The organism is Trinickia sp. LjRoot230 (genome assembly GCF_964253315.1).
Taxonomy (GTDB): domain Bacteria; phylum Pseudomonadota; class Gammaproteobacteria; order Burkholderiales; family Burkholderiaceae; genus Trinickia.
Genome location: NZ_CAXUQX020000001.1, coordinates 1,770,258 through 1,794,474, shown reverse-complemented (window position 1 = coordinate 1,794,474; position 24,217 = coordinate 1,770,258). Strand labels below are relative to the sequence as shown.

23 protein-coding genes are annotated in these 24,217 nt (G+C 61.5%); 3 read left to right on the top strand and 20 right to left on the bottom strand.

The features are described 5' to 3' along the window. Positions 1 to 98: 98 nt before the first annotated feature. Both guaA and guaB read right to left on the bottom strand, forming a co-directional pair. Positions 99 to 1,682, bottom strand: coding sequence for a glutamine-hydrolyzing GMP synthase (gene guaA, locus ACSQ20_RS08370; protein WP_436018861.1), 1,584 nt, complete (start codon positions 1,680 to 1,682; stop codon positions 99 to 101). Between the two features lie 121 nt (positions 1,683 to 1,803). Next, entirely contained in the window at positions 1,804 to 3,264 is a 1,461-nt protein-coding gene (gene guaB / locus ACSQ20_RS08365) for an IMP dehydrogenase (protein ID WP_436018858.1), read from the bottom strand. A 290-nt stretch (positions 3,265 to 3,554) separates the two neighbouring features. Between guaB and ACSQ20_RS08360 the strand changes: the two genes are divergently transcribed. Then, the gene (locus tag ACSQ20_RS08360) at positions 3,555 to 4,565 is read left to right on the top strand and encodes a DMT family transporter (protein ID WP_436018856.1); all 1,011 of its coding nucleotides are present in this window, start codon (positions 3,555 to 3,557) and stop codon (positions 4,563 to 4,565) included. A 14-nt stretch (positions 4,566 to 4,579) separates the two neighbouring features. Here the strand turns inward: ACSQ20_RS08360 and ACSQ20_RS08355 are convergent, their stop codons facing one another. Together ACSQ20_RS08355 and ACSQ20_RS08350 are read right to left on the bottom strand one after the other, a co-directional pair. Then, the gene (locus ACSQ20_RS08355) at positions 4,580 to 4,915 is read right to left on the bottom strand and encodes an RnfH family protein (protein WP_436018854.1); all 336 of its coding nucleotides are present in this window, start codon (positions 4,913 to 4,915) and stop codon (positions 4,580 to 4,582) included. Continuing rightward, positions 4,912 to 5,349: a type II toxin-antitoxin system RatA family toxin gene (locus ACSQ20_RS08350; protein ID WP_436018852.1), complete on the bottom strand. Its 438-nt coding sequence runs from the start codon at positions 5,347 to 5,349 to the stop codon at positions 4,912 to 4,914. The genes ACSQ20_RS08355 and ACSQ20_RS08350 overlap by 4 nt, the downstream gene beginning before the upstream one ends. Before the next feature lie 100 nt (positions 5,350 to 5,449). On the opposite strand from ACSQ20_RS08350, the gene smpB reads away from it, so the two are divergent. Next, entirely contained in the window at positions 5,450 to 5,896 is a 447-nt protein-coding gene (smpB, locus tag ACSQ20_RS08345; protein ID WP_436018850.1) for an SsrA-binding protein SmpB, read from the top strand. 30 nt (positions 5,897 to 5,926) lie between these two features. Here the strand turns inward: smpB and ACSQ20_RS08340 are convergent, their stop codons facing one another. From ACSQ20_RS08340 to ppsA, 3 genes are all read right to left on the bottom strand, one after another. Beyond that, positions 5,927 to 6,865: an SPFH domain-containing protein gene (locus ACSQ20_RS08340; RefSeq protein WP_436018848.1), complete on the bottom strand. Its 939-nt coding sequence runs from the start codon at positions 6,863 to 6,865 to the stop codon at positions 5,927 to 5,929. Positions 6,866 to 6,868: 3 nt separating this feature from the next. Beyond that, positions 6,869 to 7,348, bottom strand: a complete 480-nt coding sequence (locus ACSQ20_RS08335; protein ID WP_436018846.1) for an NfeD family protein — start codon at positions 7,346 to 7,348, stop codon at positions 6,869 to 6,871. A 108-nt stretch (positions 7,349 to 7,456) separates the two neighbouring features. Then, positions 7,457 to 9,865 carry a phosphoenolpyruvate synthase gene (gene ppsA / locus ACSQ20_RS08330; protein WP_436018844.1) on the bottom strand — a complete coding sequence of 803 codons (2,409 nt, stop codon included), beginning with the start codon at positions 9,863 to 9,865 and terminating at the stop codon, positions 7,457 to 7,459. 342 nt (positions 9,866 to 10,207) lie between these two features. Here ppsA and ppsR point away from each other — a divergent pair, with 342 nt between their 5' ends. Beyond that, positions 10,208 to 11,023 (top strand): posphoenolpyruvate synthetase regulatory kinase/phosphorylase PpsR, encoded by an 816-nt coding sequence (ppsR, locus tag ACSQ20_RS08325; RefSeq protein WP_436018842.1) that lies wholly within the window; start codon positions 10,208 to 10,210, stop codon positions 11,021 to 11,023. A gap of 40 nt (positions 11,024 to 11,063) precedes the next feature. Here ppsR and ACSQ20_RS08320 read toward each other — a convergent pair whose 3' ends face one another. From ACSQ20_RS08320 to frr, 13 genes are all read right to left on the bottom strand, one after another. Beyond that, entirely contained in the window at positions 11,064 to 11,849 is a 786-nt protein-coding gene (locus ACSQ20_RS08320) for a TrmH family RNA methyltransferase (RefSeq protein WP_436022991.1), read from the bottom strand. A gap of 21 nt (positions 11,850 to 11,870) precedes the next feature. Then, positions 11,871 to 12,641 (bottom strand): ribonuclease HII, encoded by a 771-nt coding sequence (gene rnhB, locus ACSQ20_RS08315; RefSeq protein ID WP_436018840.1) that lies wholly within the window; start codon positions 12,639 to 12,641, stop codon positions 11,871 to 11,873. Next, entirely contained in the window at positions 12,638 to 13,807 is a 1,170-nt protein-coding gene (gene lpxB / locus ACSQ20_RS08310) for a lipid-A-disaccharide synthase (protein WP_436018838.1), read from the bottom strand. Before lpxB ends, rnhB begins: the two co-directional genes overlap by 4 nt. Beyond that, complete coding sequence (lpxA, locus tag ACSQ20_RS08305; RefSeq protein WP_436018836.1) at positions 13,808 to 14,596, bottom strand: acyl-ACP--UDP-N-acetylglucosamine O-acyltransferase; 789 nt, start codon at positions 14,594 to 14,596, stop codon at positions 13,808 to 13,810. 83 nt (positions 14,597 to 14,679) lie between these two features. Next, a complete protein-coding gene (fabZ, locus tag ACSQ20_RS08300; protein WP_436018834.1) occupies positions 14,680 to 15,138 on the bottom strand; it encodes a 3-hydroxyacyl-ACP dehydratase FabZ in 459 nt (152 codons plus the stop codon). A 162-nt stretch (positions 15,139 to 15,300) separates the two neighbouring features. Then, a complete protein-coding gene (gene lpxD, locus ACSQ20_RS08295) occupies positions 15,301 to 16,368 on the bottom strand; it encodes a UDP-3-O-(3-hydroxymyristoyl)glucosamine N-acyltransferase (protein WP_436018832.1) in 1,068 nt (355 codons plus the stop codon). A gap of 20 nt (positions 16,369 to 16,388) precedes the next feature. After that, positions 16,389 to 16,925, bottom strand: coding sequence for an OmpH family outer membrane protein (locus ACSQ20_RS08290; RefSeq protein WP_436018830.1), 537 nt, complete (start codon positions 16,923 to 16,925; stop codon positions 16,389 to 16,391). A 29-nt stretch (positions 16,926 to 16,954) separates the two neighbouring features. Next, positions 16,955 to 19,258: an outer membrane protein assembly factor BamA gene (gene bamA / locus ACSQ20_RS08285; protein WP_436018828.1), complete on the bottom strand. Its 2,304-nt coding sequence runs from the start codon at positions 19,256 to 19,258 to the stop codon at positions 16,955 to 16,957. A gap of 69 nt (positions 19,259 to 19,327) precedes the next feature. Beyond that, complete coding sequence (gene rseP / locus ACSQ20_RS08280; protein ID WP_436018826.1) at positions 19,328 to 20,710, bottom strand: RIP metalloprotease RseP; 1,383 nt, start codon at positions 20,708 to 20,710, stop codon at positions 19,328 to 19,330. Positions 20,711 to 20,726: 16 nt separating this feature from the next. Continuing rightward, the gene (locus ACSQ20_RS08275) at positions 20,727 to 21,950 is read right to left on the bottom strand and encodes a 1-deoxy-D-xylulose-5-phosphate reductoisomerase (RefSeq protein WP_436018824.1); all 1,224 of its coding nucleotides are present in this window, start codon (positions 21,948 to 21,950) and stop codon (positions 20,727 to 20,729) included. 27 nt (positions 21,951 to 21,977) lie between these two features. After that, positions 21,978 to 22,799: a phosphatidate cytidylyltransferase gene (locus ACSQ20_RS08270; protein WP_436018822.1), complete on the bottom strand. Its 822-nt coding sequence runs from the start codon at positions 22,797 to 22,799 to the stop codon at positions 21,978 to 21,980. Next, on the bottom strand, positions 22,793 to 23,575 hold the full coding sequence (gene uppS / locus ACSQ20_RS08265) for a polyprenyl diphosphate synthase (RefSeq protein ID WP_436018820.1): 783 nt from the start codon (positions 23,573 to 23,575) through the stop codon (positions 22,793 to 22,795). The genes ACSQ20_RS08270 and uppS overlap by 7 nt, the downstream gene beginning before the upstream one ends. Before the next feature lie 59 nt (positions 23,576 to 23,634). Next, positions 23,635 to 24,195, bottom strand: coding sequence for a ribosome recycling factor (gene frr / locus ACSQ20_RS08260; RefSeq protein ID WP_436018818.1), 561 nt, complete (start codon positions 24,193 to 24,195; stop codon positions 23,635 to 23,637). Positions 24,196 to 24,217 lie beyond the last annotated feature (22 nt).

Here is a 24,217-nt window from a genome sequence, read left to right as displayed (position 1 = left end):
CTCGCACATACCGTCAGTTCTCGCCAATTCGGAATACTGCGTGGATCATTCATCCAGCACTGCAAACCATTGATTTCAAAGACGATCCTGTCGCAATCCTACTCCCACTCAATCGTCGCAGGCGGCTTCCCCGAAATGTCATAAACGACGCGATTAATCCCCCGCACTTCGTTAATAATTCGGTTCGACACTCGCCCGAGCAACTCATGTGGCAGATGCGCCCAATGCGCGGTCATAAAATCCAGCGTTTGCACCGCGCGCAGCGCAACGACGTACTCATACGTGCGCCCATCGCCCATCACGCCGACGCTCTTCACCGGCAAAAACACCGCAAACGCCTGACTAGTCAGGTCATACCAAGACTTCCCTGTCGCTTCGTCGATCGTATTGCGAAGCGTCTCGATGAAGATCGCATCGGCACGGCGCAGCAAATCGGCGAACTCCCGCCGCACTTCGCCCAGAATACGCACGCCCAGCCCCGGCCCCGGGAACGGATGCCGATAGACCATTTCATACGGCAACCCAAGCTTCACGCCGAGCTCTCGAACTTCATCCTTGAACAACTCGCGCAGCGGCTCGAGAAGCTTGAGATTCAGCGTCTCCGGCAAGCCGCCAACGTTGTGGTGGCTCTTGATCGTATGCGCGGCCTTCTTGCCCTTACCCGCGGACTCGATCACATCGGGGTAGATCGTGCCCTGCGCAAGCCACTTCGCATCACGGAGCTTGCCCGCTTCGGTCTGGAACACCTCGACGAATTCCGCCCCGATGATCTTGCGCTTTTGCTCCGGGTCGGCGACGCCGCCCAACTTCGAGAGAAACGCCGCGCTGGCATCGACGTGAATCACGCGCACGCCAAGGTGATCGCCAAACGTCGTCATGACCTGCTCCGCCTCATTCAGACGCAACAAGCCATGATCGACGAACACGCACGTCAGTTGGTCGCCAATCGCACGATGCAAAAGCGCCGCGGCCACCGAAGAATCGACACCGCCCGATAAACCGAGAATCACATGCTCGTTACCGACTTGGCAGCGAATTTTCTCGACTGCTTCGTCGATGTAATGCCCCATCTCCCAATCAGCCTTCGCACCGCAGATCTGCAGCACAAAGCGCTCAAGCATCGCACGGCCTTGCACCGTATGCGTTACCTCCGGGTGCCACTGAATGCCATAAAAGTGGCGCGATTCGTCCGCCATCGCGGCGATCGGGCACGATTGCGTCGATGCCATCAACGCGAAGCCCGGCGGCATTTCAGTCACTTTATCGCCGTGACTCATCCAGACCTTGAGCATGCCGTGGCCTTCCGTCGTGCGGAAATCCTCGATGCCGTCAAGAAAACGCGTGTGGCCGCGCGCCCGCACTTCGGCGTAACCGAATTCGCGCACGTGTCCGCCGTCCACCTTGCCGCCGAGCTGCTCGGCCATCGTCTGCATGCCGTAGCAGATGCCAAGCACCGGCACGCCCAGTTCGAATACCGCCTGCGGCGCGCGCGGCGTGTCCGATTCGGTGACGGAGTTAGGCCCGCCGGAGAGAATCACACCCTTGGGCGCGAACTCGCGGATAAAGGCGTCGTCGACGTCATAGGGATGGATTTCCGAATAGACATGCGCTTCGCGAATGCGGCGCGCAATCAGTTGGGTGACTTGCGAGCCGAAGTCGAGAATCAGAATTTTGTCATGCATGGCTGGGCGCAACACTCAAAAGGACGAATAGAAAACGGATGCCGAAAGCCGATAAACAAATTGCGCCACGGTGCCGGAAGCTCTCCGACGCGCGCGGCGCAATCCAGATTTCATCTGGGCATCATTCGACGTGATAGTTGGGGGCTTCCTTCGTAATCTGCACATCGTGCACGTGCGATTCGCGCATACCGGCCGACGTGATCTCAACGAACTGCGCTTTCTCGTGCATTTCGCCAATCGTGCTGCAACCGCAGTAGCCCATGCTGGCACGCACGCCGCCGATCAACTGGAACAGGATTGCATTGACCGAGCCCTTGTAGGCCACGCGGCCTTCGATGCCTTCCGGCACGAGCTTGTCGATATTGGCCGAATTGTCCTGGAAGTAGCGGTCCGCCGCGCCATCTTTCATCGCACCAACCGAACCCATGCCGCGGTACGACTTGTACTGACGACCTTGGTAAAGGAATACGTCGCCAGGCGCCTCTTCGGTGCCCGCAAGCATGCTGCCCATCATGACGGCGTCCGCGCCGGCCGCCAAAGCTTTGCTGACGTCGCCCGAAAAGCGCACGCCACCGTCCGCAATGACAGGCACGCCCGTACCCCTCAGCGCCTCATGGACGTTCGCGATCGCAGTGATCTGCGGCACGCCCACGCCCGCGACGATGCGCGTCGTACAGATCGAGCCTGGCCCGATCCCCACCTTCACGCCGTCCGCCCCGTATTCGACGAGCGCGCGCGCCGCATCCGCCGTCGCAATGTTTCCGCCAATCACCTCGACGTGCGGAAACTGCTTCTTGACCCAGCGCACGCGCTCTAGCACGCCTTTGCTGTGGCCGTGCGCCGTATCGACCACGATGACATCGACACCGGCCGCAGCCAACAGCGTCACACGCTCTTCGTTATCGGCGCCGACGCCCACGGCCGCACCTACGCGCAGCTTGCCGTGCTCGTCTTTGCACGCGTCGGGATGCTCCGTCTGCTTCGTGATGTCCTTGACCGTCATCAAGCCGCGCAAATCAAATGCGTCGTTCACGACCAGGACCCGCTCGAGACGATGGCTATGCATCAGCGCCTTCGCCTCGGCAAGCGGCGTGCCTTCCTTCACGGTCACGAGCCGCTCGCGCGGCGTCATGATGCTGCGCACGGCCTCGTCCAGCCGCGTTTCGAAACGCAAGTCGCGATTCGTCACGATACCGACAAGCTGCGCGCCCTCGACCACTGGAAAACCCGAAATGCCATGCTGCATCGACAACGCGATCACATCGCGCACCTTCATGTCGGGCGGCACCGTGATCGGATCGCGCACGACGCCCGACTCGAAACGCTTGACCTTCGCCACTTCGCGCGCTTGCTCGAGCGCCGTCAGGTTCTTATGAATGATGCCCACACCGCCTTGTTGCGCCATGGCGATTGCGAGGCGCGCTTCAGTCACCGTGTCCATCGCAGCGGACACGAGCGGCATGTTCAGCGAGATCTTGCGGGTCAGCTTGGTCTTGAGGCTGGTGTCGCGCGGCAAAACGTCGGAGAAAGCCGGGACGAGGAGCACGTCATCGAATGTGAGTGCTTTTTGGATCAGACGCATGGCAAATCCTATAGGCGCAAAAGCGAATTATACGCGATACCTCCCCGGTTTTTCACTGCGCGAACAGCAAGTTAGCGTTTTTTGCTCGTTCCCGGCAGCAGCAATTTCGATTTCGCGTTCGGGCCCGTTTCGCTCTTTTTTCGTTTGCCGAGAGCGCGCACCGCGAAAGAACAGACGAAAAAATGCGCTCGATTCAAGTCGGCGGCGCACATTGCAGAATCGAACAAGACACCGCGCATTCGGCACGCCTACATTAAGCCCGACGACAATCAATCGAACGGGGAACATCCATGCAGCGCGGGGTCACTTACGGAATGATGGCGGGCGCGCTGTGGGGTACGGTGTTCCTCGTGCCAAGGCTCCTGCCGGACTTCGCGCCCGCGCTGCTTGCCACGGCGCGCTGCCTCGCGTACGGCTTCGTCTCGCTGCTAGCGGCCGCCCCGCTTGCCTCGCGTCTGGCTGCGAAGCTCACGCGGGCCGAAGTCGTCGCGCTCGCGAAGCTCGCTTTCATCGGCAACCTCGTCTACTACGCTTTCGTCACCGCAGCCGTGCAGCGCGTCGGAATCGGGCCCACGTCGCTGATCGTCGGAGTGCTGCCTGTGACTGTAACGCTTGCGGGTCGCCGCGACCACGGCGCAGTGCCGATCGGCCAGTTGGCGATGCCGCTCGCGCTAGTCATTGCGGGCATCGTCTGCATCAACGTCGACGTATTTGCGAGCAACGGGGTCACGGTCGCTGACACTAGCACCAGCACTGGCGCCGTCGTCGACAAGCTGATCGGCGTGGCGTGCGCGGTCGGCGCACTCGCGAGCTGGACGTGGTTCGCCGTCGCGAATGCGCGCACTCTGCGGCGCAACACCCATTTCGACAGCAACGAATGGTCCGTACTGCTTGGTCTCGCGACGGGGATTTTCGGCGCCGTGTTCTGGCTGCCCGCGCTGATGCTGGCACACGGACACGGCGGGACGACCGCAGGCAGCCTCAGCGACGCCCGCTGGCAGGCTTTTTGGGTGCTCAATCTCGGGCTGGCCGTGGGCGCCTCATGGCTCGGCAACGGCCTCTGGAATGCGGCCGCGACCCGGCTGCCGCTTACGCTTTCCGGTCAGTTGATCGTATTCGAGACCCTTTTTGCGTTGCTCTACGGCTTCGCCTACGACGGCCGGTGGCCGCGCCTACTCGAGGGGGCGGCCATTGCATTGTTGCTGGCCGGCATCGTGTGGTCGGTGCGGCGGCACGGCGCCGCACCGCTCAGTACGGCAACGCGACGCGCACCCGCTGAAGTCGAAACATCGGCGCACTGAGCAATTTCCCCTCGTCAGCGCGAATCTTTCGACAACCACTTGCGCCCTTCTATCGACCCAGCTCGGCGCGTCTTCTCCACGCGACGCTGACGCGCGAGCTTGGGGTCGACGATCAGCCCGCGGTAGATCTCCACTCGGTCGTGATCGGCCAGTGGGGCATCGAGCGGCTTGGGCTTGCCATAAACACCGACCGTCGCGGTGCCCAGATCGATTTCAGGGCATCGTTCGACGATACCGCTTGCCTCGATCGCATCGCGCAGCGTCGAACCTGCGGGCAAGTTCACGGTGATGAGCGTCTGCGTGTCGCGCAGGGCATAACAGACGCTGACGGACAGCAGCTGCGCGCTCATGGCTTGCCGTAGCGTTCGTCGGCGCGTTTCACAAACGATTCGACAAACGTATTGGCGATATGGCTGAATACGGGGCCGATGATTTTTTCGAGAATGATGCTCGCGAATTCGTAATGCAGGGCGAATTCGATTTTGCAGGCGTCGGTGCGCAGCGGCGTGAAGCGCCAATAGCCGGTGAACTTGCGAAATGGCCCGTCGGCGAACTCCATGTCGATGCGAGTCGGCCGATCTTGCGTGTTGTGCGTGGCGAAATGCTGCTTGATCCCCTTGAAATTGATGTCGATGCGTGCTTCCATGACATGCTCTTCCTGCCGCCTGATTTCGACACCCCCGCACCAGGGCAGGAAGTTCGGGTAATCGGCGACGTCGGTCACGAGATCGAACATCTGTTCCGCCGAGTGGCGGATCAATACGGTTTTCTGGACATCTGCCATAAAGTGCACTGCGCGCGGCAAAAGGGAGCGGACACGGCGGCCCGAGTCGGCGCCGCTTTGCTAAAATTGCGATTTTAAACGAGTTGAGCACCGTCCATTCATGAGCATCATCGACAACAGAAAAGCATTCTTCGATTACTTCATCGAAGAACGCTACGAAGCGGGGCTCGTGCTCGAAGGATGGGAGGTCAAGGCACTGCGCGCGGGGCGCGGCCAGATCAAGGAAGGTTACGTCGTGGTACGCGACAGCGAACTCTTTTTGATCGGTGCGCACATCAGCCCGCTGGCCGAGGCGTCCACACACATCAAGCCAGACCCGGTGCGCACGCGCAAACTGCTGCTGCACGCGGACGAAATCAAGAAATTGATCGGCAAAGTCCAGCAGCGCGGCTACACGCTCGTACCCCTCAACTTCCATTACAAGGGCGGCCGCGTCAAATGCGAGATCGGTCTCGCGAAGGGCAAGAAATTGCACGACAAGCGCGAGACCGAGAAAAAGCGCGATTGGGAGCGTGAAAAAGCGCGCATCATGCGCGCGGCCGGCTGAGTAGCACCAGCCGAGCGCGCGCCTGCAATCTCAGCGCGCGCCGTCTACCTGCGCGCTTTTGCCGCGGCCCACGATGGTCAGCGCCGAGGCAATCATCGAACTCATGTCCGACAAATTGCCCGGCACGATCAGCGTGTTGCTCGTTTTGGCCAAGTTCGCGAATGCGTTGACGTACTGCTCGGCCACTTTCAGATTGACGGCGTCCATGCCGCCGTTCGACTGAATGGCATTCGCGATCTTCTGAATCGCCTGTGCATTGGCCTCGGCCACAGCGAGAATCGCCGAAGCCTGGCCTTGCGCCTGATTGATCGCGGCCTGCCGCTCGCCTTCTGAGCGTTGAATGGCGGCTTCGCGCCCGCCGGCAGCAATGTTGATCTGCTCCTGCTTGCGCCCTTCCGAAGCGGCAATCAGCGCGCGCTTTTCGCGCTCGGCCGTGATCTGGGCCTGCATCGCGTGCAGGATTTCTTTCGGCGGCGTGAGGTCCTTGATTTCGTAACGCAGCACCTTGACGCCCCAGCTTGTCGCCGCTTCGTCAAGCGCCGCCACGACGTTGCGATTGATCAGATCGCGCTCCTCGAACGTCTTGTCGAGCTCGAGCCGGCCAATGATGGAGCGCAGCGTCGTCTGCGAAAGCTGTGTGATTGCCACGACGAAGTTGCTCGAGCCGTACGATGCCTTCATCGCATCGGTCACCTGAAAATACAGCACGCCGTCAACCTGCAGTTGCGTGTTGTCGCGCGTGATACAGATCTGCGCTGGCACGTCGAGTGGGATTTCTTTCAGCAAATGCTTGTAGGCGACGCGATCGACGAACGGCAGCACGATGTTCAAGCCCGGTACTAACGTGCCGTGATAACGGCCGAAACGCTCGACAACCCATGCATGCTGTTGCGGCACGATCTTGATCGCCTGTGCGGCGATCACGATGACGACGATCAGCAGCACAGCCCCCACGATGGTCATATCCATTGTTCACTCCTTCGTTGTTGAGAGCGGATGATGCTCCTTGGCTGGGCCGGCGGACTTTTTCTCGGCAACGATCAGACAGCTGCCGCGCACCGACACCACTTCGTAAAACCGGGCGTCGGCGCGCGCGCCCCGCGCGAGTTCGACATCCCATTGCGCGCCACGATAAGGCACGCGGGCACGGCCCTCGTGCCACTCGAGCACTTCGAGCGCGGCGCCGATATCGGGATTGACGTCGGGGTTCGATGACGCGTCACGCCGCGCCCCGCGCCGGCCGAACCGCGAGCGACGCAAAACAAGCACCGCCAGCAGCGCGACGAGCGCGGCCGCGGTGTATTGCGTGGCCGCGCCAGCGCCCATCATCAGCGCGACCGCACCAGCAAGAAAACCGAGCGCGATCATCAACAGATAGAACGTTCCGGTCAGCAATTCGGCAACGATCAGCACCCCCGTGCCGATCCACCAAAAATAGTCGTGCGGGTTCATTGTCTGGTCTCCTCGTGCATCGATTCGAGCCCCTCAAAAAAACAAACGCCCCGGGGCGATACCGGGGCGTTATAGCACGAAGCGGGCGGCTAGCCACCCATCGCGTTTTTACTTCGCTGCGGCAGCCTTTGCAAGCGCTTGCCAGGTCTCGATGATCGTATCCGGATTCAGCGAAATGGATGCAATGCCTTCATCGCAAAGCCACTGCGCGAAATCAGGGTGATCAGACGGCCCTTGACCGCAAATACCGACGTACTTGTTCAGTCGCAGGCACGTTTCGATCGCGCGCTTGAGCAGGAACTTCACGGCTTCGTCGCGTTCGTCGAAGTCGGCGGCAAGCAGCTCCATGCCTGAATCGCGATCGAGGCCAAGTGTGAGCTGCGTGAGGTCGTTCGAGCCGATCGAAAAACCATCGAAATGCTCGAGGAATTGCTCCGCGAGAATCGCATTCGACGGAATCTCGCACATCATGATCAAACGCAGGCCGTTTTCGCCGCGCTTCAAGCCGAACTTCGCAAGCAGCCCGACGACGCGCTCGGCTTGCTTCACGGTACGCACGAACGGCACCATAATCTCGACGTTCGAAAGCCCCATGTCCTCTCGCACGCGCTTGAGTGCCAAGCATTCCATCTCGAACGCCTGTGCAAAGTCGTGCGCGATATAGCGTGAAGCCCCGCGAAAGCCGAGCATCGGGTTCTCTTCGTCGGGCTCGTAGCGCGAACCGCCGATCAGCTTCTTATACTCGTTCGACTTGAAATCGGAGAGCCGCACGATGACGGGACGCGGATAGAACGCAGCCGCAATCGTCGCGATACCTTCCGTCAGCTTGTCGACGTAAAACGCACGCGGTGACGCATGGCCGCGCGCCACGCTCTCGACTGCCTTCTTCAGATCCTGATCGACATTCGGATATTCGAGAATCGCCTTCGGATGCACACCGATATTGTTGTTGATGATGAATTCGAGCCGTGCCAGACCCACGCCGCCGTTGGGCAACTGCGCGAAATCGAACGCAAGCTGCGGGTTACCGACGTTCATCATGATCTTGACCGGAATCTCAGGCAATTCGCCGCGCTCGATTTCGGTGACCTCGGTTTCGAGCAGGCCGTCGTAAATCTTGCCTTCATCGCCCTCGGCGCACGAGACCGTAACGAGCGTGCCTTCCTTCAAGATATCGGTGGCGTCGCCGCAGCCCACTACGGCCGGCACGCCAAGCTCGCGCGCGATGATCGCCGCGTGACAGGTACGCCCGCCGCGGTTCGTGATAATCGCGGCGGCACGCTTCATCACGGGTTCCCAGTTCGGGTCCGTCATGTCGGCAACCAGCACGTCGCCCGGCTGCACGCGTTCCATTTCGGACGGATCGTGAATCACACGCACCGGGCCGGCACCGATCTTCTGGCCAATGGCGCGGCCCGTTGTAAGCACCGTGGACTGCCCTTTGAGCTTGAAGCGCTGTTCGATCTTGCCCGAGCCCTGGCTCTTCACCGTCTCGGGGCGTGCCTGCAAGATGAATATTTTGCCGTCGCGGCCGTCCTTGCCCCACTCGATGTCCATCGGACGCTGGTAATGCTTTTCGATGATGACGGCATACTTGGCAAGCTCGATCACGTCTTCGTCGGTGATCGAAAAACGGTTGCGTTGCTCGTGCGGCACATCGACCGTTTTCACGCGACCGGGCTCGCCCGGCTTCGTGAACTCCATCTTGATCAGCTTCGAGCCGATCGAGCGGCGGATGATCGGGTACTTGCCCTGCGCGAGCGTCGTCTTGAAGACATAGAACTCGTCGGGGTTCACCGCGCCTTGCACGATCGTTTCGCCGAGGCCGTAGCTCGACGTGATGAAGACCGCATCTTTGAAACCCGATTCGGTATCGAGCGTGAACATGACGCCGGCCGCGCCGACGTCCGAGCGAACCATACGCTGCACGCCGGCCGACAGCGCCACCTCCGCATGCGTGAAGCCCTTGTGGACACGATAGGAGATCGCGCGATCGTTATAGAGCGAGGCAAAGACGTGCTTCATCCGATCGAGGACATCGTCGATGCCCACGACGTTCAGATAGCTTTCCTGCTGGCCGGCAAACGAGGCGTCCGGCAAGTCCTCGGCCGTGGCCGACGAGCGCACGGCAAACGACAACTCTTCGGGAGAGGTTTTTTGCAGCGTCTCGAAATGAGCGCGGATGTCGGATTGAAGACGCGGCTGCAGCGGCGCTTCGACGATCCATTGGCGAATTTCGGCACCCGCGGCGGCAAGCGCCTTGACGTCATCGACGTCGAGCGTCTCGAGACGCGCTGCGATACGCTCGGTCAGATGGTTATGCTTGAGAAAGTCACGAAAGGCCAGCGCCGTGGTGGCGAAGCCCGTCGGCACGCGAACACCGGCCTCGGCCAATTGGCTGATCATCTCGCCGAGCGAGGCGTTCTTGCCGCCCACGATCTCGACATCGGTCATTCGCAACTGCTCGAACGGCACTACATACGCTTGGTCCTTTGCCAGGTTTGTTGCGTTAGTCATCGAAGCCCCTAAGTGTGAAAGAAATTCACGGCTGCGCACGTGGGCTTGGATGCCCTAGCCCCGCTGGAGGCATTGGACATCGCGCGCAACCTGTTGGATAAGCAATCGGATAAGCAATCGCCGTTCCGCGTCCATAGCAATTGCTTATCCAACAGGTTGCCGCTATTCTACCGTGCTGCCTCGCCAAATAGTGGCAGGCGCGCGATAATTGCCGCGGCCACGGCTGAAAAGTGCCGTGCAAGGTGCGCCTGGGAACGTAGCCGTGCCGCATGGCGCCAACGTGCGCCATCGCGTCCGATACGTGCCGTCGCAGCTGCCCCGAGCCTTTGAGAGTGTTTGTCGATGCCGCCCACCGTATTCATCGTCTCCGACGGTACCGGGATCACTGCCGAGACGTTCGCGCATTCGATCCTGTCCCAGTTCGATCAAAAATTCCGCCTGGTACGCGTGCCGTTCGTCGATTCGGCCGACAAAGCCTACGCGACGGTCGAAAAGATCAGCGAATCTGCGTTGCTCGATGGGCGCCGCCCGATCGTCTTCACGACGCTCGTCGACAGCGCCTCGAATGCCATCGTCAAGAATTCCAACGCGCTCGTGCTCGACATCTTTCAGCAGTTCGTCGAGCCGCTCGAGCAGGAACTCGACATGAAGTCGACGCATGCGATCGGCCGAGGGCATCAGAATGCCGATACCGACGAATACAAGACGCGCATCGAGGCCATCAATTTCTCGCTCGCGCATGACGACGGTCAGTCGAATCGCAATCTGACGGACGCGGACGTCATCCTGATCGGCGTTTCGCGCAGCGGCAAGACGCCAACGAGCCTCTATCTGGCGATGCAATATGGCGTGAAGGCGGCAAACTACCCGCTGATTCCCGAAGACTTCGAGCGCGGCAAGCTGCCAGGTTCGCTCGCGCAGCACCGCGAGAAACTGTTTGGGCTGTCAATCGACCCGCAACGTCTTTCCGAGATCCGCAACGAGCGGCGGCCCGGCAGCAAATATGCCGCGCTCGAAAACTGCCGCTATGAAATCAATGAGGCGGAAGCGATGATGCGGCGCGAGGGCATTCATTGGCTCTCGTCGACGCATAAATCGATCGAAGAGATCGCGACGACGATCCTGCAGGAAATCAGGCTCGAGCGGCCCGGATATTGAGCCGGCTCAGGTAACGACCTGCAGACTGATAAGGTTAAATTTAGCCTTGGCCGCGCCGCTGGCGGCACTGTTCGAACAAGCAGACTGCCGCCGCGGCGGCCACGTTCAGCGATTCCATACCACCGGGCTGCGGAATGGTCAGCCGATGCGAAACCGCCGCGCGCCAAGCGGGCGACACCCCCGCGCCTTCATTGCCGAACACCCATGCAACCGGGCCCGACAAATCGCAGTCGTAAAGCGGCTGCGCCGCGTGGGAATCGGTAATCGCCACCGGCACGTCGAGTCGGTCGATTAGCACGTCGGCATCGACGTCTTCATGGACATTGAGCAAAAAGTGCGCGCCCATGCCGGAGCGCAGTACCTTCGATGACCAAGCATACGCCGTCCCGGGACCGCAAAACACATGCTGCACGCCGGCGGCAGCCGCACTGCGCAGAATCGAGCCAACGTTGCCCGCGTCTTGTACGCCATCGAGTACCACACAGGTCTGCGTGACACGCACCGGCATCGGCGGCGAAAGCTTCGGCACGAGCAGCAACAGCCCAACCCCGTTCACGACATTCGAGAGCTGCCCGAACAGCGCTTGGGGTAACGTCACGATGCGCGATGGGTCGACTCGACCGATGATCGTCTGCGCTTCCGGATGCTCCAACGCGGCGTCAGTCACCACGCAGGTCTCGGGCTCGCCGGCGACGTCAAGATAAGCACTCGCCAGATGAAAGCCCTCTAGCAGCGCGTGGCCGCTGCGGCGCTGCTGATGCGTCGAGCCGGCAAGCGCTTTTAGGCGCTTGTAGAGCGGGTTATCGCGGGAGGTGATGAGCTTCACAGCGGGCTTTACAGCGGACATTCATAGCGTGGGCGGCGGCGCAGGCCGCGTATCGACGAGATCGAACGCTTCCTCCAGCGTTCCCGGCTCGACGATTGTCACGCCCTCAGAAAGCGTCACCGGTACGCCGTGCCGTGCGTACGCTTCGCGCACCGGCGCGAACGAGCGGCGATGGTGTTCGCAAGGGCCATGTTCGGCAAGCGCAGCCAGGTGCTGCGGCGTGCCATACCCGACATGCGAATTGAAGCCGTATATCGGAAACCGCTCGTGCAGCGTCGCGAGCATGCGGTCCCGTGCCACTTTCGCCAAAATCGATGCGGCCGAAATGGCCGGCACCAGCGCGTCGCCGCCAATCACCGCCTCGCTGCGAATCGCAAGCACCGGGCAGCGGTTACCGTCGATGCGGGCAAGCGTAGGCGCGACACCCAACCCTTCTACCGCGCGTTTCATCGCGAGCATCGTGGCATGCAAGATATTGAGCGTATCGATCTCTTCGACGCTCGCCGAGGCGACGCAATACGCGATCGAGCGTGCCACGATCTTCTCGTAAAGCGCCTCACGCGTTTTCGCACTGAGCACCTTGGAGTCATCAAGGCCGCGGATGCGCCGCTTCGGATCGAGTATCACCGCGGCAGCCACCACGGGCCCGGCCAGCGGACCGCGTCCAGCCTCGTCGACCCCGCAGACGATGTCGAGCGGCGAGCTGAAGTCGAGCCCCGGCTGCGCGGATTGAGCCGCAGGTCGAACCGTCACGGCGACACGCTTGCCGCGCGCCTTTTCGGACGCTGTCATGGGCGCAGCCTCCTCGCTTCGATCACCCGTTCCACCGCTTCGGCCGCACGCTCGGCCGTGTTGCGACGCAGGCTCTCGTGCATCCGCGTGAACACGTCGGTCAATGTGCGCCGATTCGCATCGTCATGCAACTGAGTCAATGTGGCATCGGCCAACGCCTCGGGCGTGGCGAACTGCTGAAGCAGCTCCGGTACGACGAAGCGGCCGGCGAGAATATTGGGCAAACCGACGTACGGCAGATAGCCCTGCCGGCGCATGATCTGCCCCGTCAGCCAGGGCACTTTATAGGAAATCACCATTGGTTTTTTCAGCAGCGCCGCCTCGAGCGTCACCGTACCGCTTTTCACGAGCACGGCATCGGCCGCGGTCATTGCACGCTGAGCATCGCCATCAGTCAACGTGAGCGCGAGCCCCGGATGTGCGTCGGCCAGAGGCTGCAACAACGCACGCAGCGCAGGCGTAGCTGCCGGCATCACGAAGCGCACGCTCGGTTCACGCTGTTGCATCAGTGCCATTGCCGCGAAAAACGTCGGCCCGATAAGCGCGATCTCCGAGCGTCTGCTGCCAGGCAGCACCGCAACGACCGGGCCGCTCGCAGGTAAGCCGAGCGCCGCGCGGGCACCAGGCATATCCGGCTCGAGCGGGATCTCGTCAGCAAGCGGATGGCCGACGTAGGTGGCCGGCACGCGTGCACGCTCGAGCAGTTCGATCTCGAATGGAAACACGCAAAGCATGTGATCGACCGCCCGCGCGATCTTCTTGATGCGCCCGCCGCGCCAGGCCCAGATCGACGGGCAGACGAAGTGGATCGTCGGAATGCCGGCCACGCGCAACGGCTCTTCGAGGCCGAAATTGAAATCGGGCGCATCGATGCCGATAAACGCCTGCGGCCGCTCGGCCAGCAACTGATGTTTGAGATCGCGCCGAATCCGCAGGATCTCGGGAATGTGCCGCAGCGCTTCGACATAGCCGCGCACGGTCAGCTTTTCCATCGGCCAATGCGCATCGAAACCCTGCGCAATCATGCGAGGACCGCCAATCCCGTAATAGCCGGTTGTGGCCGGCAATCGGCGAGCAAGCCCGGCAAGGAGCGCTGCCCCAAGCAAGTCGCCAGAGGGCTCACCCGCGACCATCGCGACGCGCAGCGGACTCGTCGGCAGCACCATTTAACGGATGATGCCGCGCTGCGATGCGTCGACGAACGCGATCAGCTTGCGGACGTGCTCGTCGCCGTCGCCGCCGGCTGCCGCCAGTTCGGCGAGCTGCGTTTTTGCCTCTTCAAGCGACAAGCCGTTTTTGTAGAGCAGCCGATAGGCGCTGCGCAACGCCGAGATCGCATCGGCCGAGAAGCCTCGGCGGCGCAAGCCTTCGACGTTGATGCCGTGCGGCTCGGCCTTGTTGCCGGCTGCGATCACGAACGGCGGTATGTCCTGCACGAGCGCCGACGCCCCGCCGAGCATCGAATGCTCGCCGATGTTCACGAACTGGTGCACGCCCGACATACCGCCGACGATCGCCCAATCGCCAACGAATACATGCCCGGCCATCTGCGCATTGCTCGACAAAATGACATGGCTGCCGACGCGGCAATCATGACCGATATGCACGTAAGCCATGATCCAGTTGTCGTCGCCGACCATCGTCACGCCGGTGTCCTGCACCGTGCCCGTGTGGATCGTCGTGAATTCGCGAATGGTGTTGCGATCGCCGATAACGAGTTTCGTCGGCTCGCCTTGATACTTCATGTCCTGTGGCCGGCCGCCGATCGACGCGTAATGTCCGATCCGGTTATCGGCACCGATCGTCGTATGTCCTTCGATCACGCAATGTGCGCCGATGGTCGTGCCCGCGCCAATCGTCAGATGTTGGCCGATGACGGTATATGGACCGATCTCGACGTTCTCGCCCAGTTGTGCGCCGGACTCGATGATCGCTGTGGGATGAATCCTGCTCATACGCCTAGCCCTTCTTCAATACATCCTGTTGCTGTCGCGACCGCGAGGCGCCGAGCACCCCACGCCTTGCGAACCCTCGCCCGTCAGTCGTCGGCATGCTTCACCGTGCACATCAAATCCGCTTCGGCGGCTATCACGCCATTCACCTCCGCACGCGTCTTGAACTTCCAGATGCCGCGCATATGGCGCTCGAACGACGCGTTCAGGATCAGTTGATCCCCCGGCTCGACCACACGCTTGAAGCGCGCACCGTCGATGCCGACGAAGTAATACAGCGCCTTTTCAGGATCATGCGACGTCTCGGTGAACGTCAGCAATGCCGCCGTCTGCGCGAGCGCCTCGAGAATCAGCACCCCCGGCATCACCGGCCGCTGAGGAAAATGCCCTACGAAGTAGGGCTCGTTGATCGACACGTTCTTGAGCGCCTTGATGCTCTTGTGAGGCTCGAGCTCAAGGACCCGATCGACCAGCAAGATCGGATAGCGGTGCGGCAGCAGCTTCAGAATGTTATGGATGTCGAAATTGATTTTTTCAGTGCTCATGGTCTGTCTGCTTCACGCCGGATTGGGGCGGATGATAAGTGCGGATAGTCAGGGCCGATGCGAGCGTGCTGCCCGCGCCTCGCTCGTCGCCCTTCGCCGCGTCTTCTTGAGCCCGAAGCGCCGCGACGCGCGCTCAGGCGTTCTTGATACCTGCAACGTTAGTTACGATCGCGGCTGCTCGAGCGCGGCCTCTAATGCTTTGATACGCTCACGCAGTTTATCGAGATTGCGCATCAACGCCGCGCTCCGGTTCCACTCGCCATGCTCGACTGCCGGGAAGGCGCTCGTATACATTCCCGGCTTCAACAGCGACTTGGATACCCCCGATTTTGCCGTGACGATCACGTAGTCCCCGAGCGTCACGTGCCCCGCGATGCCGACGGCACCACCAATCATGCAGTGCTGGCCGATCGTCGTGCTGCCCGCGATACCGGCGCATCCGGCAATGACGGTATAGGCACCGATGCGGCAGTTATGGCCGATCTGCACGAGATTGTCGATTTTGACGCAGGCCTCGATCACCGTGTCGGCCATTGCGCCGCGGTCGATGGTCGTGTTCGCGCCGATTTCGACGTCCGGCCCGATCGTCACGCCACCCACTTGCGGAATCTTTACCCACGTGCCCTGCCGCTCGTCGCCTTCACCGACGAAGTCCGGAGCAAATCCGAAACCATCCGAGCCAATGACGGCGCCCGAATGGATGATCGCGCGCGCGCCGATCTTGCAGCCGTGATAGACGACCACATTCGGATACAGATGAGCGCCCTCGCCCACCATCGTCCCTCGCCCTATCACGACGTGCGCGTCGAGGCGCACGCCCTCGCCGATTACCGCGCCCGCTTCCACCACGACGTGCGGGCCGATGACGGCGCTCGCCGCGACCTGCGCGGACGGATCGACGATGGCGCTGCCATGCGAACCGGCAGCAACCTTGGGCGCAGCCAAGTCGATGAACATCTGCGCAACGCGCGCGAAGTAAGCGTAGGGATTCGGTGTGACGATAAAGTTACGTCCTTCGCGAGACGCAAGCTTGGCGAGATCGTCCCGTGCGACCAGCACCGCGCCCGCACCGGTCGTCTCGACCTGGGACAAATATTTGGGATTGGCCAAAAAGGCGAGCTGATGCGCCTGCGCCTGATCGAGCGGCGCCAGGCCGCCGATGCGCAGCGTCGCGTCACCGACGACTTCGCCGCCAAAACGCTGCGCAATGTCTCCGAGCGTCAATGCCATTCGCTTGCGACTCCCGCGGTTTAGTTGGCTGCGTTCGCGGCAAGCGCCTTGAGCACTTGGTCCGTAATATCGATACGCGGACTCACGTACACAGCCTCTTGCACGATCAGATCGTAATGCTGCTGCTCGGCGATCTGCTTGATAACCCTGTTGGCGCGCTCGAGCACCGCCGCAAGCTCTTCATTGCGGCGTTGATTGAGGTCTTCGTTGAATTCGCGGCGCTTGCGTTGGAAGTCGCTATCGAGATTCGACAACTCGCGCTGCTTGTCGGCTCGCTCGATCGTTGAAAGCGATGCAGCGTTCTTGTCGAGCGCATCCGACATCGACTTCAAGCGTTGCGCCATGTCGCGCAGGCCTTTATCCCGCTTCGCGAATTCAGCTTCGAGCTTCTTTTGCGCGGCTTGCGCCGAGGCCGATTCGCGCAAAATGCGGTCAGAGTTGACGGCCGCGATGCGGGCTTCCTGTGCACCCGCCTGCGCGGCACTGGCTCCCAGCGCCGCCGCAAGCGCGAACGTGCAAATCAAGCGTTTCGAAAACGTACCGGTTGGCAAAATCATCCTCTCGATGCTGTTTCAGGCGAGCTTTCTCAGAAAGCCGTCCCGATCTGGAACTGGAACTTCTGGTACTGGTCGCCGGCATGCTTGGTGACCGGGAAGCCAAGGCTGAGCTTGAGCGGGCCGATCGGCGAAATCCATGCAAGGCCGAAACCGTAGCCATAACGCAGGCCGTTCGAACCGACGCTGTTACCCACGTTACCCCAAACGTTACCGCCGTCCAGGAATGTGAACACGCGCAGCGTCCGATCGTATCCGGTGCCCGGCAGCGGGAACGTGAGCTCGATGTTGCCAACCACCATCTTCGAACCGCCGATCGGGTCGTTCGTCGACTTGTCACGCGGGCCCAGCGAACTCGGCTCATAGCCGCGCACCGAGCCGATACCGCCGGCGTAATAGTTCTTGAAAATCGGATATGGCTTGCCGGACAAGCCGTTACCATAGCCGCTCTGGAAATTCAAACCCAGCACGAAGCCGCGCGCAAACGAGTAGTAATACTGAGCGTTCAGATCGGCCTTGTAGTACTGCGTGCCGCCAGCCGGCGTGCCGTACTCCGCATTCGCCTGCGTGTAATAGCCGCGGCTCGGCACAAGCGCGCTGTCGCGCGAATCGCGCGACCAGCCAATCGTCAGCGGAACGTTGTTCGAGACACGGCCGAAGTCGGTCACGTAGTCTTTATAGCTTTGCGGGGTAGCCGAATCGACGGACAGCCGGTTCTGCTCGAAGCCCGCGCCGAAATAGACGGTGTCCACTTCTGAAAACGGGATGCCGAACTTCAAGTCGCCGCCCGCCGTGACAATTCGGAAGCTCGAGTCCGTCGAATAATAGAGCGGTTGCGTCGTCCGATAGTAGACGTCGGTAATCCGCTTGATGCCGTCGACCGTGAAGTAAGGATCGATCTGCGTCACGGTCAGCGTGCGGTACGAGCGCGCCGTATTGACGTTCACGGCGAGGCTCGTGCCCGAGCCGAACACGTTGTCTTGCGAAACGCCTGCCGACAACACGACTTTGTCGGTCGACGAAAAGCCCGCGCCAAGCGTGATTGCGCCAGTCGGCTTTTCGGCCACCTTGACGTCCACGTCGACTTGGTCGGCCGTGCCTTCCACGGGCACCGTCGTCACATCAACATCGGTGAAATAGCCGAGCCGGTTCACGCGATCTTTCGATAGTGCCAAGCGGCTCGAGTCGAACCACGAGCTTTCCAGCTGGCGCATTTCGCGACGCACGACTTCATCGCGCGTACGCGTATTGCCAACGATGTTGACGCGGCGCACATAGACGCGCCGGCTCGGGTCGACTTGCAGCGTCAACGCAACCTTGTGATGCTGCTGATCGATCTGCGGCTGCGCGTTGACCGTGGCGAACGCATAGCCGTATTCGCCAAGCTTGTCGACGATCGCCTTGGTCGCCGTCTGCAGCTTATCGGCCGAAAAGCGCTCGCCCGGCTTGATCTTCACAAGCTTGCGCAATTCGGGGCCGCGATCGAGCAGATTGCCGGCAAGGTCGATGCTCGAAACGGTATACGGCTCGCCCTCATGCACCGTCAGCGTCAGGTACATGTCTTTCTTGTCGGGCGAGATCGACACCTGCGTCGACTCGATATTGAACTCGAGATAGCCGTGATTCAGATAGTACTTGCGAACGTTCTCGAGGTCTGTCGTCAGCTTGTCTTTCGCATAGAGATCGTTTTTCGTGTACCACGAGAACCAGTTCGGCGTGGACAACTGCATCTCGTTGCGCAGCGTGCCAGTACTAAACGCCTTATTGCCGATGAAGTTCACCTGGCGAATCTTCGCGCTCGGACCTTCGGCCACCGAAAACAAAATCGATACCCGGTTACGGTCGACCGGCGTCACCGTCGTCGTGATTTCGGCCGCGTAAAAGCCGCGCGTCAGATATTGCCGCTTGAGCTCCTGCTCTGAGCGATCGAGCAGCGATTTGTCGTAGTAGCGCCCTTGCGACAAACCGACGCTCTTGAGCGCCTTGAGCAGCGCGTCCTTTTCGAATTCGTGGAGCCCAGCGAAATCGATCGATGCAATCGCGGAGCGCTCGGCCACATTGACGACGACGACATCGCCCTCGGTGGCTATACGCACATCATTGAAAAAACCGGTCGCGTACAGCGCGCGAATGGCCTCCGACGCCTTTTCGTCCGTGAAGGTATCGCCTTGCTTGATCGGCAAATAGGCGAACACTGTGCCGGCTTCGATCTGCTGCAGCCCGTTGATCTTGATGTCCTTCACCACGAAGGGCGTCGTAGCATGCGCCATCAGCCCATGGAAGGCGATCGCCGCGGCTACGGCAGTCTTAGGAACAAAGCGATGAGGTTTCAACAACGTGCTTCCCCAGTGTTTTTAGCTGCATCAGTTCGCGGCGGCTGCCAATGGCGCGCGCCGCCGGACGGTTTAGAAGTGGATTAACCGAGCCAGATCGTTGAATAGCGCAATCGCGGACAAGGCGACGATACAAACGAGGCCGGCCCTTTGCAGAACAAGCTGCCAACGCTCCGATACGGCTTTGCCGGTCGCAGCTTCAACCAAATAATATAACAGATGACCCCCGTCCAATACCGGAATCGGCAATAAGTTCAACACGCCGAGACTGATGCTGACGAGCGCCAGAAAAGATAAAAAAGGCACCCAGCCGAGCCGCGCGCTCTTGCCGGCGTAGTCGGCGATCGTCACAGGGCCGGACAAGTTCTTGATCGACGCCTCACCCGTCAGCATGCGGCCGAACATCCGCAGCGAATAGATGCCGATCTCCCACGTACGCCGCGCGCCGCGCGCGACGCTGTCGATAGGACCGTAGCGCACGTCGACCGTCGCGACCTTCGTGGCGAGCGCCGCGCCGATGCGCCCGATGGTATGTCCGGAATGCGCATCGCGCTCGGCAACGGGTGTGGTCGTCAGCGCAAGCAGGTTCGGAGCCGCACCGCCGCGCTCGACTTGCAGCACGATCGGGCGACCGGAATGCGATTTCACGTAAGCAATGAATGCATCGGCGCCATCGATGCGCTTGCCGTCGACTGCACGCAGCACGTCGCCGGCTGCGAGCCCGGCCCGCTCGGCCGCGCTGTTGGGCTCCACGCCCGCAACGGCAAGCGCCCCGCCTTCATCGAAGCCGAGCTTCGCCATGAAGTCGTCGCTGACATCCTGCTCGGACACACGGCTCAGGTCGACGCGAAAATCGTAAGTACCCGTGCCGTGCCCGTCATGTGCCCGCATCACGACGCGCCGATGATCGAACGCGGCATCGAGCAACTTCCAGCGCAAATCGGACCACGAACGCACCGGCTCGGTTTCGCTGCCGTGCTCGTCGCCGATCGCCACGACGGTCTCACCGCCCTCGAAGCCCGCACGCGCAGCAACGGTGTCGGGAGCCGGCGTCGCCAGCGTCGCGACGGGCTCCATGACGCCCGTCGCGAATACGACCGCAAACAGCAAAATGGCGAGCACGAAGTTAGCTACCGGGCCGGCCAGCACGATTGCAATCCGCTTGGCGACATGCTGACGGTTGAAAGCAAACGGCAGATCGGCGGGCGCAATGCCCGGCCCCGGGTCGCGCTCGTCGAGCATCTTGACGTAACCGCCGAGCGGCAACGCGCACACCGCCCATTCGGTGCCGCTTTTCTTGCCGACCCAGCGCAGCAGTGGACGGCCGAAACCGATCGAAAAACGCAGCACCTTGACGCCGCACAATCGGGCCACACCGTAGTGGCCGTACTCGTGCACGACGACGAGCACGCCGATCGCAACGGCGAACGCGACAATTTCGATCAGCAGATTCATCCGAGTCTCAATGCGCTCACTGAACCGCGCGGCGGGTCAGGTTTGCGCGGTCTGCGTGGTGACCGAGGTGGGCGCTCGACGCGATGAGTTCACGCGCCGCGCGACGCGCCGAAGCGTCGGCTTCGAGCACGTCATCGAGACCATCGGGGCGACGGTTGGGTATTGCGTCCAGCACGGCGCTAACGGTTTGCGCGATGTCCATAAAGCCAATGCGCCGCGCGAGGAATGCATCGACCGCCACCTCGTTCGCCGCATTCAGCGCCGCGCTGGCAACGCCGCCGTCGGCCAGCGCCTGCATCGCCAGCGCAAGACACGGGAAGCGCTCGTAGTCGGGCTTTTCAAAGCTCAGCGAAGCGATCTGCGCCAAGTCGAGCTGGGCCACACCCGACTCGACGCGCTCGGGATACGCGAGCGCATGGGCGATCGGTGTGCGCATGTCGGGGTTGCCAAGCTGAGCCAGCACCGACCCGTCGGCATAGGACACAAGCGAATGAATCACGCTTTGCGGGTGAATCAGCACCTCGATGCGCTCGCCGGGCAGGCCAAACAACCAATGCGCTTCGATGACCTCGAGACCCTTGTTCATCATCGTGGCCGAATCAACGGAGATCTTGCGGCCCATCACCCAATTCGGGTGCTTGCAGGCTTCGTCCGGCGTCACGTCGGCGAGCGTCGCCGGCTCGCGCGTGCGAAACGGGCCACCCGAAGCCGTCAGAATGATTTTCGCCACGCCGCCGTGCGCGGACACATCACGCGGCAGGCATTGGAAGATCGCGTTGTGCTCGCTGTCGACCGGCAAAAGCGTCGCGCCGTGGTCGCGCACCGCATTCATGAAGATCGCGCCCGACATCACCAGCGCCTCTTTGTTGGCCAGCAAAATGCGCTTGCCGGCAACGGCTGCGGCCAGCGTGGGCGCCAGGCCCGCCGCGCCGACGATTGCCGCAACGACCGTATCGCATCCGTCGCTTTTCGAAACGTCGACGAGCGCTTGCGGCCCGTATGAAACGTCGGTCGCACACCCTGCCGCGCGCAACTGCGTCTCGATTTGCGCTGCCGTTTGCGCGTCGCCGACCACCGCCACTTCCGGCCTGAACCGCAGACATTGGGCAACGAGCTTGTCGCCGTTGCGATGAGCCGTCAGTGCGTAAACCGAAAAGCGCTCGGGGTGGCGCGCAATGACATCAAGCGTGCTCTCGCCAATCGAGCCCGTCGAACCGAGCAGTGTCAATCGTTTTGTCATATCTATTCCCTGGTCCGCCGATGTGGGCTACCCGACCAGCAGCATTGCGAGCGGCAGCACAGGCAGCAATGCATCGATGCGGTCAAGCACCCCACCGTGCCCCGGTAACAGCGCACTCGAATCTTTTACGCCCGCTTGGCGCTTCATCAGCGACTCGAATAAATCGCCGACGATGCTGAACGCAACGAGCAACGTCAGCGCCAGCACGGCCCGCCCCCACCCCAACCGGGTGACGAGCGTCGAAAAAATCGTCGGGGCGAAGGCCAGTGTCGCCATGGCCACGGCGCCCACGGCCAGTACCGCGAGCCAGCCACCCGCGGCACCCTCCCAGGTCTTACCCGGGCTGATGGCAACAGCTAGCTTGTGTGTGCCGAACGCCTTGCCCGCAAAGTATGCGCCGACATCAGCCAGCCATACGACAATCAGCACCGAAAGCACGAACGATACGCCGATCAGGCGAGCCGCCAGCAGTGCATGCCAGCAGGCGACAAACAGAATGAGGCCGGCCAAAAAGAGGAAAAGCCGCCACGGGCCATGCGCCAACTGCGGCTTGCGCACGAGCACGAACGGCCCGGCCAGCACCCAAAAGACCGCCGCCGCCTCGAAAAGCGGCCGCACGGCGCGCATCCCGGAACCCAGCCGCGTGCTCGCCCAAAGCGCTAGCGCCGCGAGCACCGCATAGCCGATGGCGGCCACGCCGGACAAGCCCAGCAGGCGCGCCCATTCCCAAGCCGCTAATACGACTACGATCGCAATCAATGCGCCGAACGCGCTTACCGGCCCGTAGAACGTTACGGGCAGGAACACGGCCAGCAGCGCGATGGCCGTGATAACACGGGTTTTTAGCATGGCAGCGAATCGACGTCCTGCGATTGCGGCTCGAGCTGCGCGCTCGTCCGGCCGAAGCGCCGCTCGCGACGTGTGTACGACGCAATTGCGTCGTCGAGCGTTTTCGCATCGAAATCGGGCCAGAACGTCTCGGTGAAATAGAGCTCGGTATAAGCGAGCTGCCAAAGCAGAAAGTTGCTGATGCGCGTCTCGCCGCCCGTGCGAATGAAAAGGTCGGGCTCGGGCGCATAGGCCATGGCAAGGTGGCCGGCAAACGCTTGTTCGTCGATGTCGCCGGGGCGGCCCTCGCGCGCTGCTTCCTCGGCCGCCTTGCTCGCGGCCTGGAGGACGTCCCAACGCCCGCCGTAGTTGGCGGCGATCGTCAGCGTCAGGCGTTGATTGTTAGCGGTTTTCGTTTCGGCGCGGCGGATCAGGTCCTGAATGCGCGGGTCGAACTTCGTCAGATCGCCGATGACGCGCAGGCGAATGCCGTTCGCATGCAGCTTGCCGATCTCGCGTTCAAGCGCGGTCACGAAAAGCCGCATCAGGAACGACACCTCTTCGACTGGGCGTCGCCAGTTCTCGGAACTGAAAGCAAAAAGCGTCAGATATTCGACGCCGGCGCGCGCACATGCTTCCACCGTGGCCCGCACAGCATCGACGCCGCGCGTGTGGCCGGCGACACGCGGCAAACGACGCTGCGTCGCCCAGCGGCCGTTGCCATCCATGATGATCGCGATATGGCGCGGAACCGCCGCGACATCAGGTACGCGAACAGTTGAACTGGTATAAGTCATGGCCGCCGGGAGGTGAGCGCTTGCAAGAAGTGACGAAAACAGGACGAAGCTGGTCAGCCTCAGACCGTCATGATTTCGGCTTCTTTCGTATGGACGAGTTTTTCGATTTCGGCGACGTATTTGTCAGTGAGCTTTTGGACTTCGTCGCCGGCACGACGATCGTCGTCCTCGGAAATTTCCTTGTCTTTGACGAGCTTCTTCAACTGCTCGTTGGCGTCGCGACGCAAATTGCGCACGGCCACCTTGGCGGTTTCACCCTCGCTCTTGACGACTTTCGTCAGCTCGCGGCGACGCTCTTCCGTCAGCGCCGGCATCGGCACGCGGATTTGGTCGCCCTGCGTGGCGGGGTTCAGGCCAAGATCTGATTCGCGGATGGCCTTCTCGACGATTGCCACCATCTTCTTTTCCCACGGCTGCACACCGATGGTGCGCGCATCGATGAGCGTCAGATTCGCGACTTGCGAGATAGGCACGTTGGAGCCGTAGTAATCGACCTGAATGTGATCGAGCAGCCCGGTGTGAGCACGCCCCGTACGGATCTTCGCCAGGTCGTTCTTGAACGCTTCGATCGAGCGCTGCATCTTTTGCTCGGCGCCTTTTTTTACGTCTGCCAGACTCATTTGAACCTCCGAACCTTCATAA

Coding starts and splice junctions, on each gene's coding strand:
- guaA (WP_436018861.1), bottom strand. CDS start 1,682: ATGCATGACAAAATTCTGATTCTCGACTTCGGCTCGCAAGTCACCCAA.
- guaB (WP_436018858.1), bottom strand. CDS start 3,264: ATGCGTCTGATCCAAAAAGCACTCACATTCGATGACGTGCTCCTCGTC.
- ACSQ20_RS08360 (WP_436018856.1), top strand. CDS start 3,555: ATGCAGCGCGGGGTCACTTACGGAATGATGGCGGGCGCGCTGTGGGGT.
- ACSQ20_RS08355 (WP_436018854.1), bottom strand. CDS start 4,915: ATGAGCGCGCAGCTGCTGTCCGTCAGCGTCTGTTATGCCCTGCGCGAC.
- ACSQ20_RS08350 (WP_436018852.1), bottom strand. CDS start 5,349: ATGGCAGATGTCCAGAAAACCGTATTGATCCGCCACTCGGCGGAACAG.
- smpB (WP_436018850.1), top strand. CDS start 5,450: ATGAGCATCATCGACAACAGAAAAGCATTCTTCGATTACTTCATCGAA.
- ACSQ20_RS08340 (WP_436018848.1), bottom strand. CDS start 6,865: ATGGATATGACCATCGTGGGGGCTGTGCTGCTGATCGTCGTCATCGTG.
- ACSQ20_RS08335 (WP_436018846.1), bottom strand. CDS start 7,348: ATGAACCCGCACGACTATTTTTGGTGGATCGGCACGGGGGTGCTGATC.
- ppsA (WP_436018844.1), bottom strand. CDS start 9,865: ATGACTAACGCAACAAACCTGGCAAAGGACCAAGCGTATGTAGTGCCG.
- ppsR (WP_436018842.1), top strand. CDS start 10,208: ATGCCGCCCACCGTATTCATCGTCTCCGACGGTACCGGGATCACTGCC.
- rnhB (WP_436018840.1), bottom strand. CDS start 12,641: ATGACAGCGTCCGAAAAGGCGCGCGGCAAGCGTGTCGCCGTGACGGTT.
- lpxB (WP_436018838.1), bottom strand. CDS start 13,807: ATGGTGCTGCCGACGAGTCCGCTGCGCGTCGCGATGGTCGCGGGTGAG.
- lpxA (WP_436018836.1), bottom strand. CDS start 14,596: ATGAGCAGGATTCATCCCACAGCGATCATCGAGTCCGGCGCACAACTG.
- fabZ (WP_436018834.1), bottom strand. CDS start 15,138: ATGAGCACTGAAAAAATCAATTTCGACATCCATAACATTCTGAAGCTG.
- lpxD (WP_436018832.1), bottom strand. CDS start 16,368: ATGGCATTGACGCTCGGAGACATTGCGCAGCGTTTTGGCGGCGAAGTC.
- ACSQ20_RS08290 (WP_436018830.1), bottom strand. CDS start 16,925: ATGATTTTGCCAACCGGTACGTTTTCGAAACGCTTGATTTGCACGTTC.
- rseP (WP_436018826.1), bottom strand. CDS start 20,710: ATGAATCTGCTGATCGAAATTGTCGCGTTCGCCGTTGCGATCGGCGTG.
- ACSQ20_RS08275 (WP_436018824.1), bottom strand. CDS start 21,950: ATGACAAAACGATTGACACTGCTCGGTTCGACGGGCTCGATTGGCGAG.
- ACSQ20_RS08270 (WP_436018822.1), bottom strand. CDS start 22,799: ATGCTAAAAACCCGTGTTATCACGGCCATCGCGCTGCTGGCCGTGTTC.
- uppS (WP_436018820.1), bottom strand. CDS start 23,575: ATGACTTATACCAGTTCAACTGTTCGCGTACCTGATGTCGCGGCGGTT.
- frr (WP_436018818.1), bottom strand. CDS start 24,195: ATGAGTCTGGCAGACGTAAAAAAAGGCGCCGAGCAAAAGATGCAGCGC.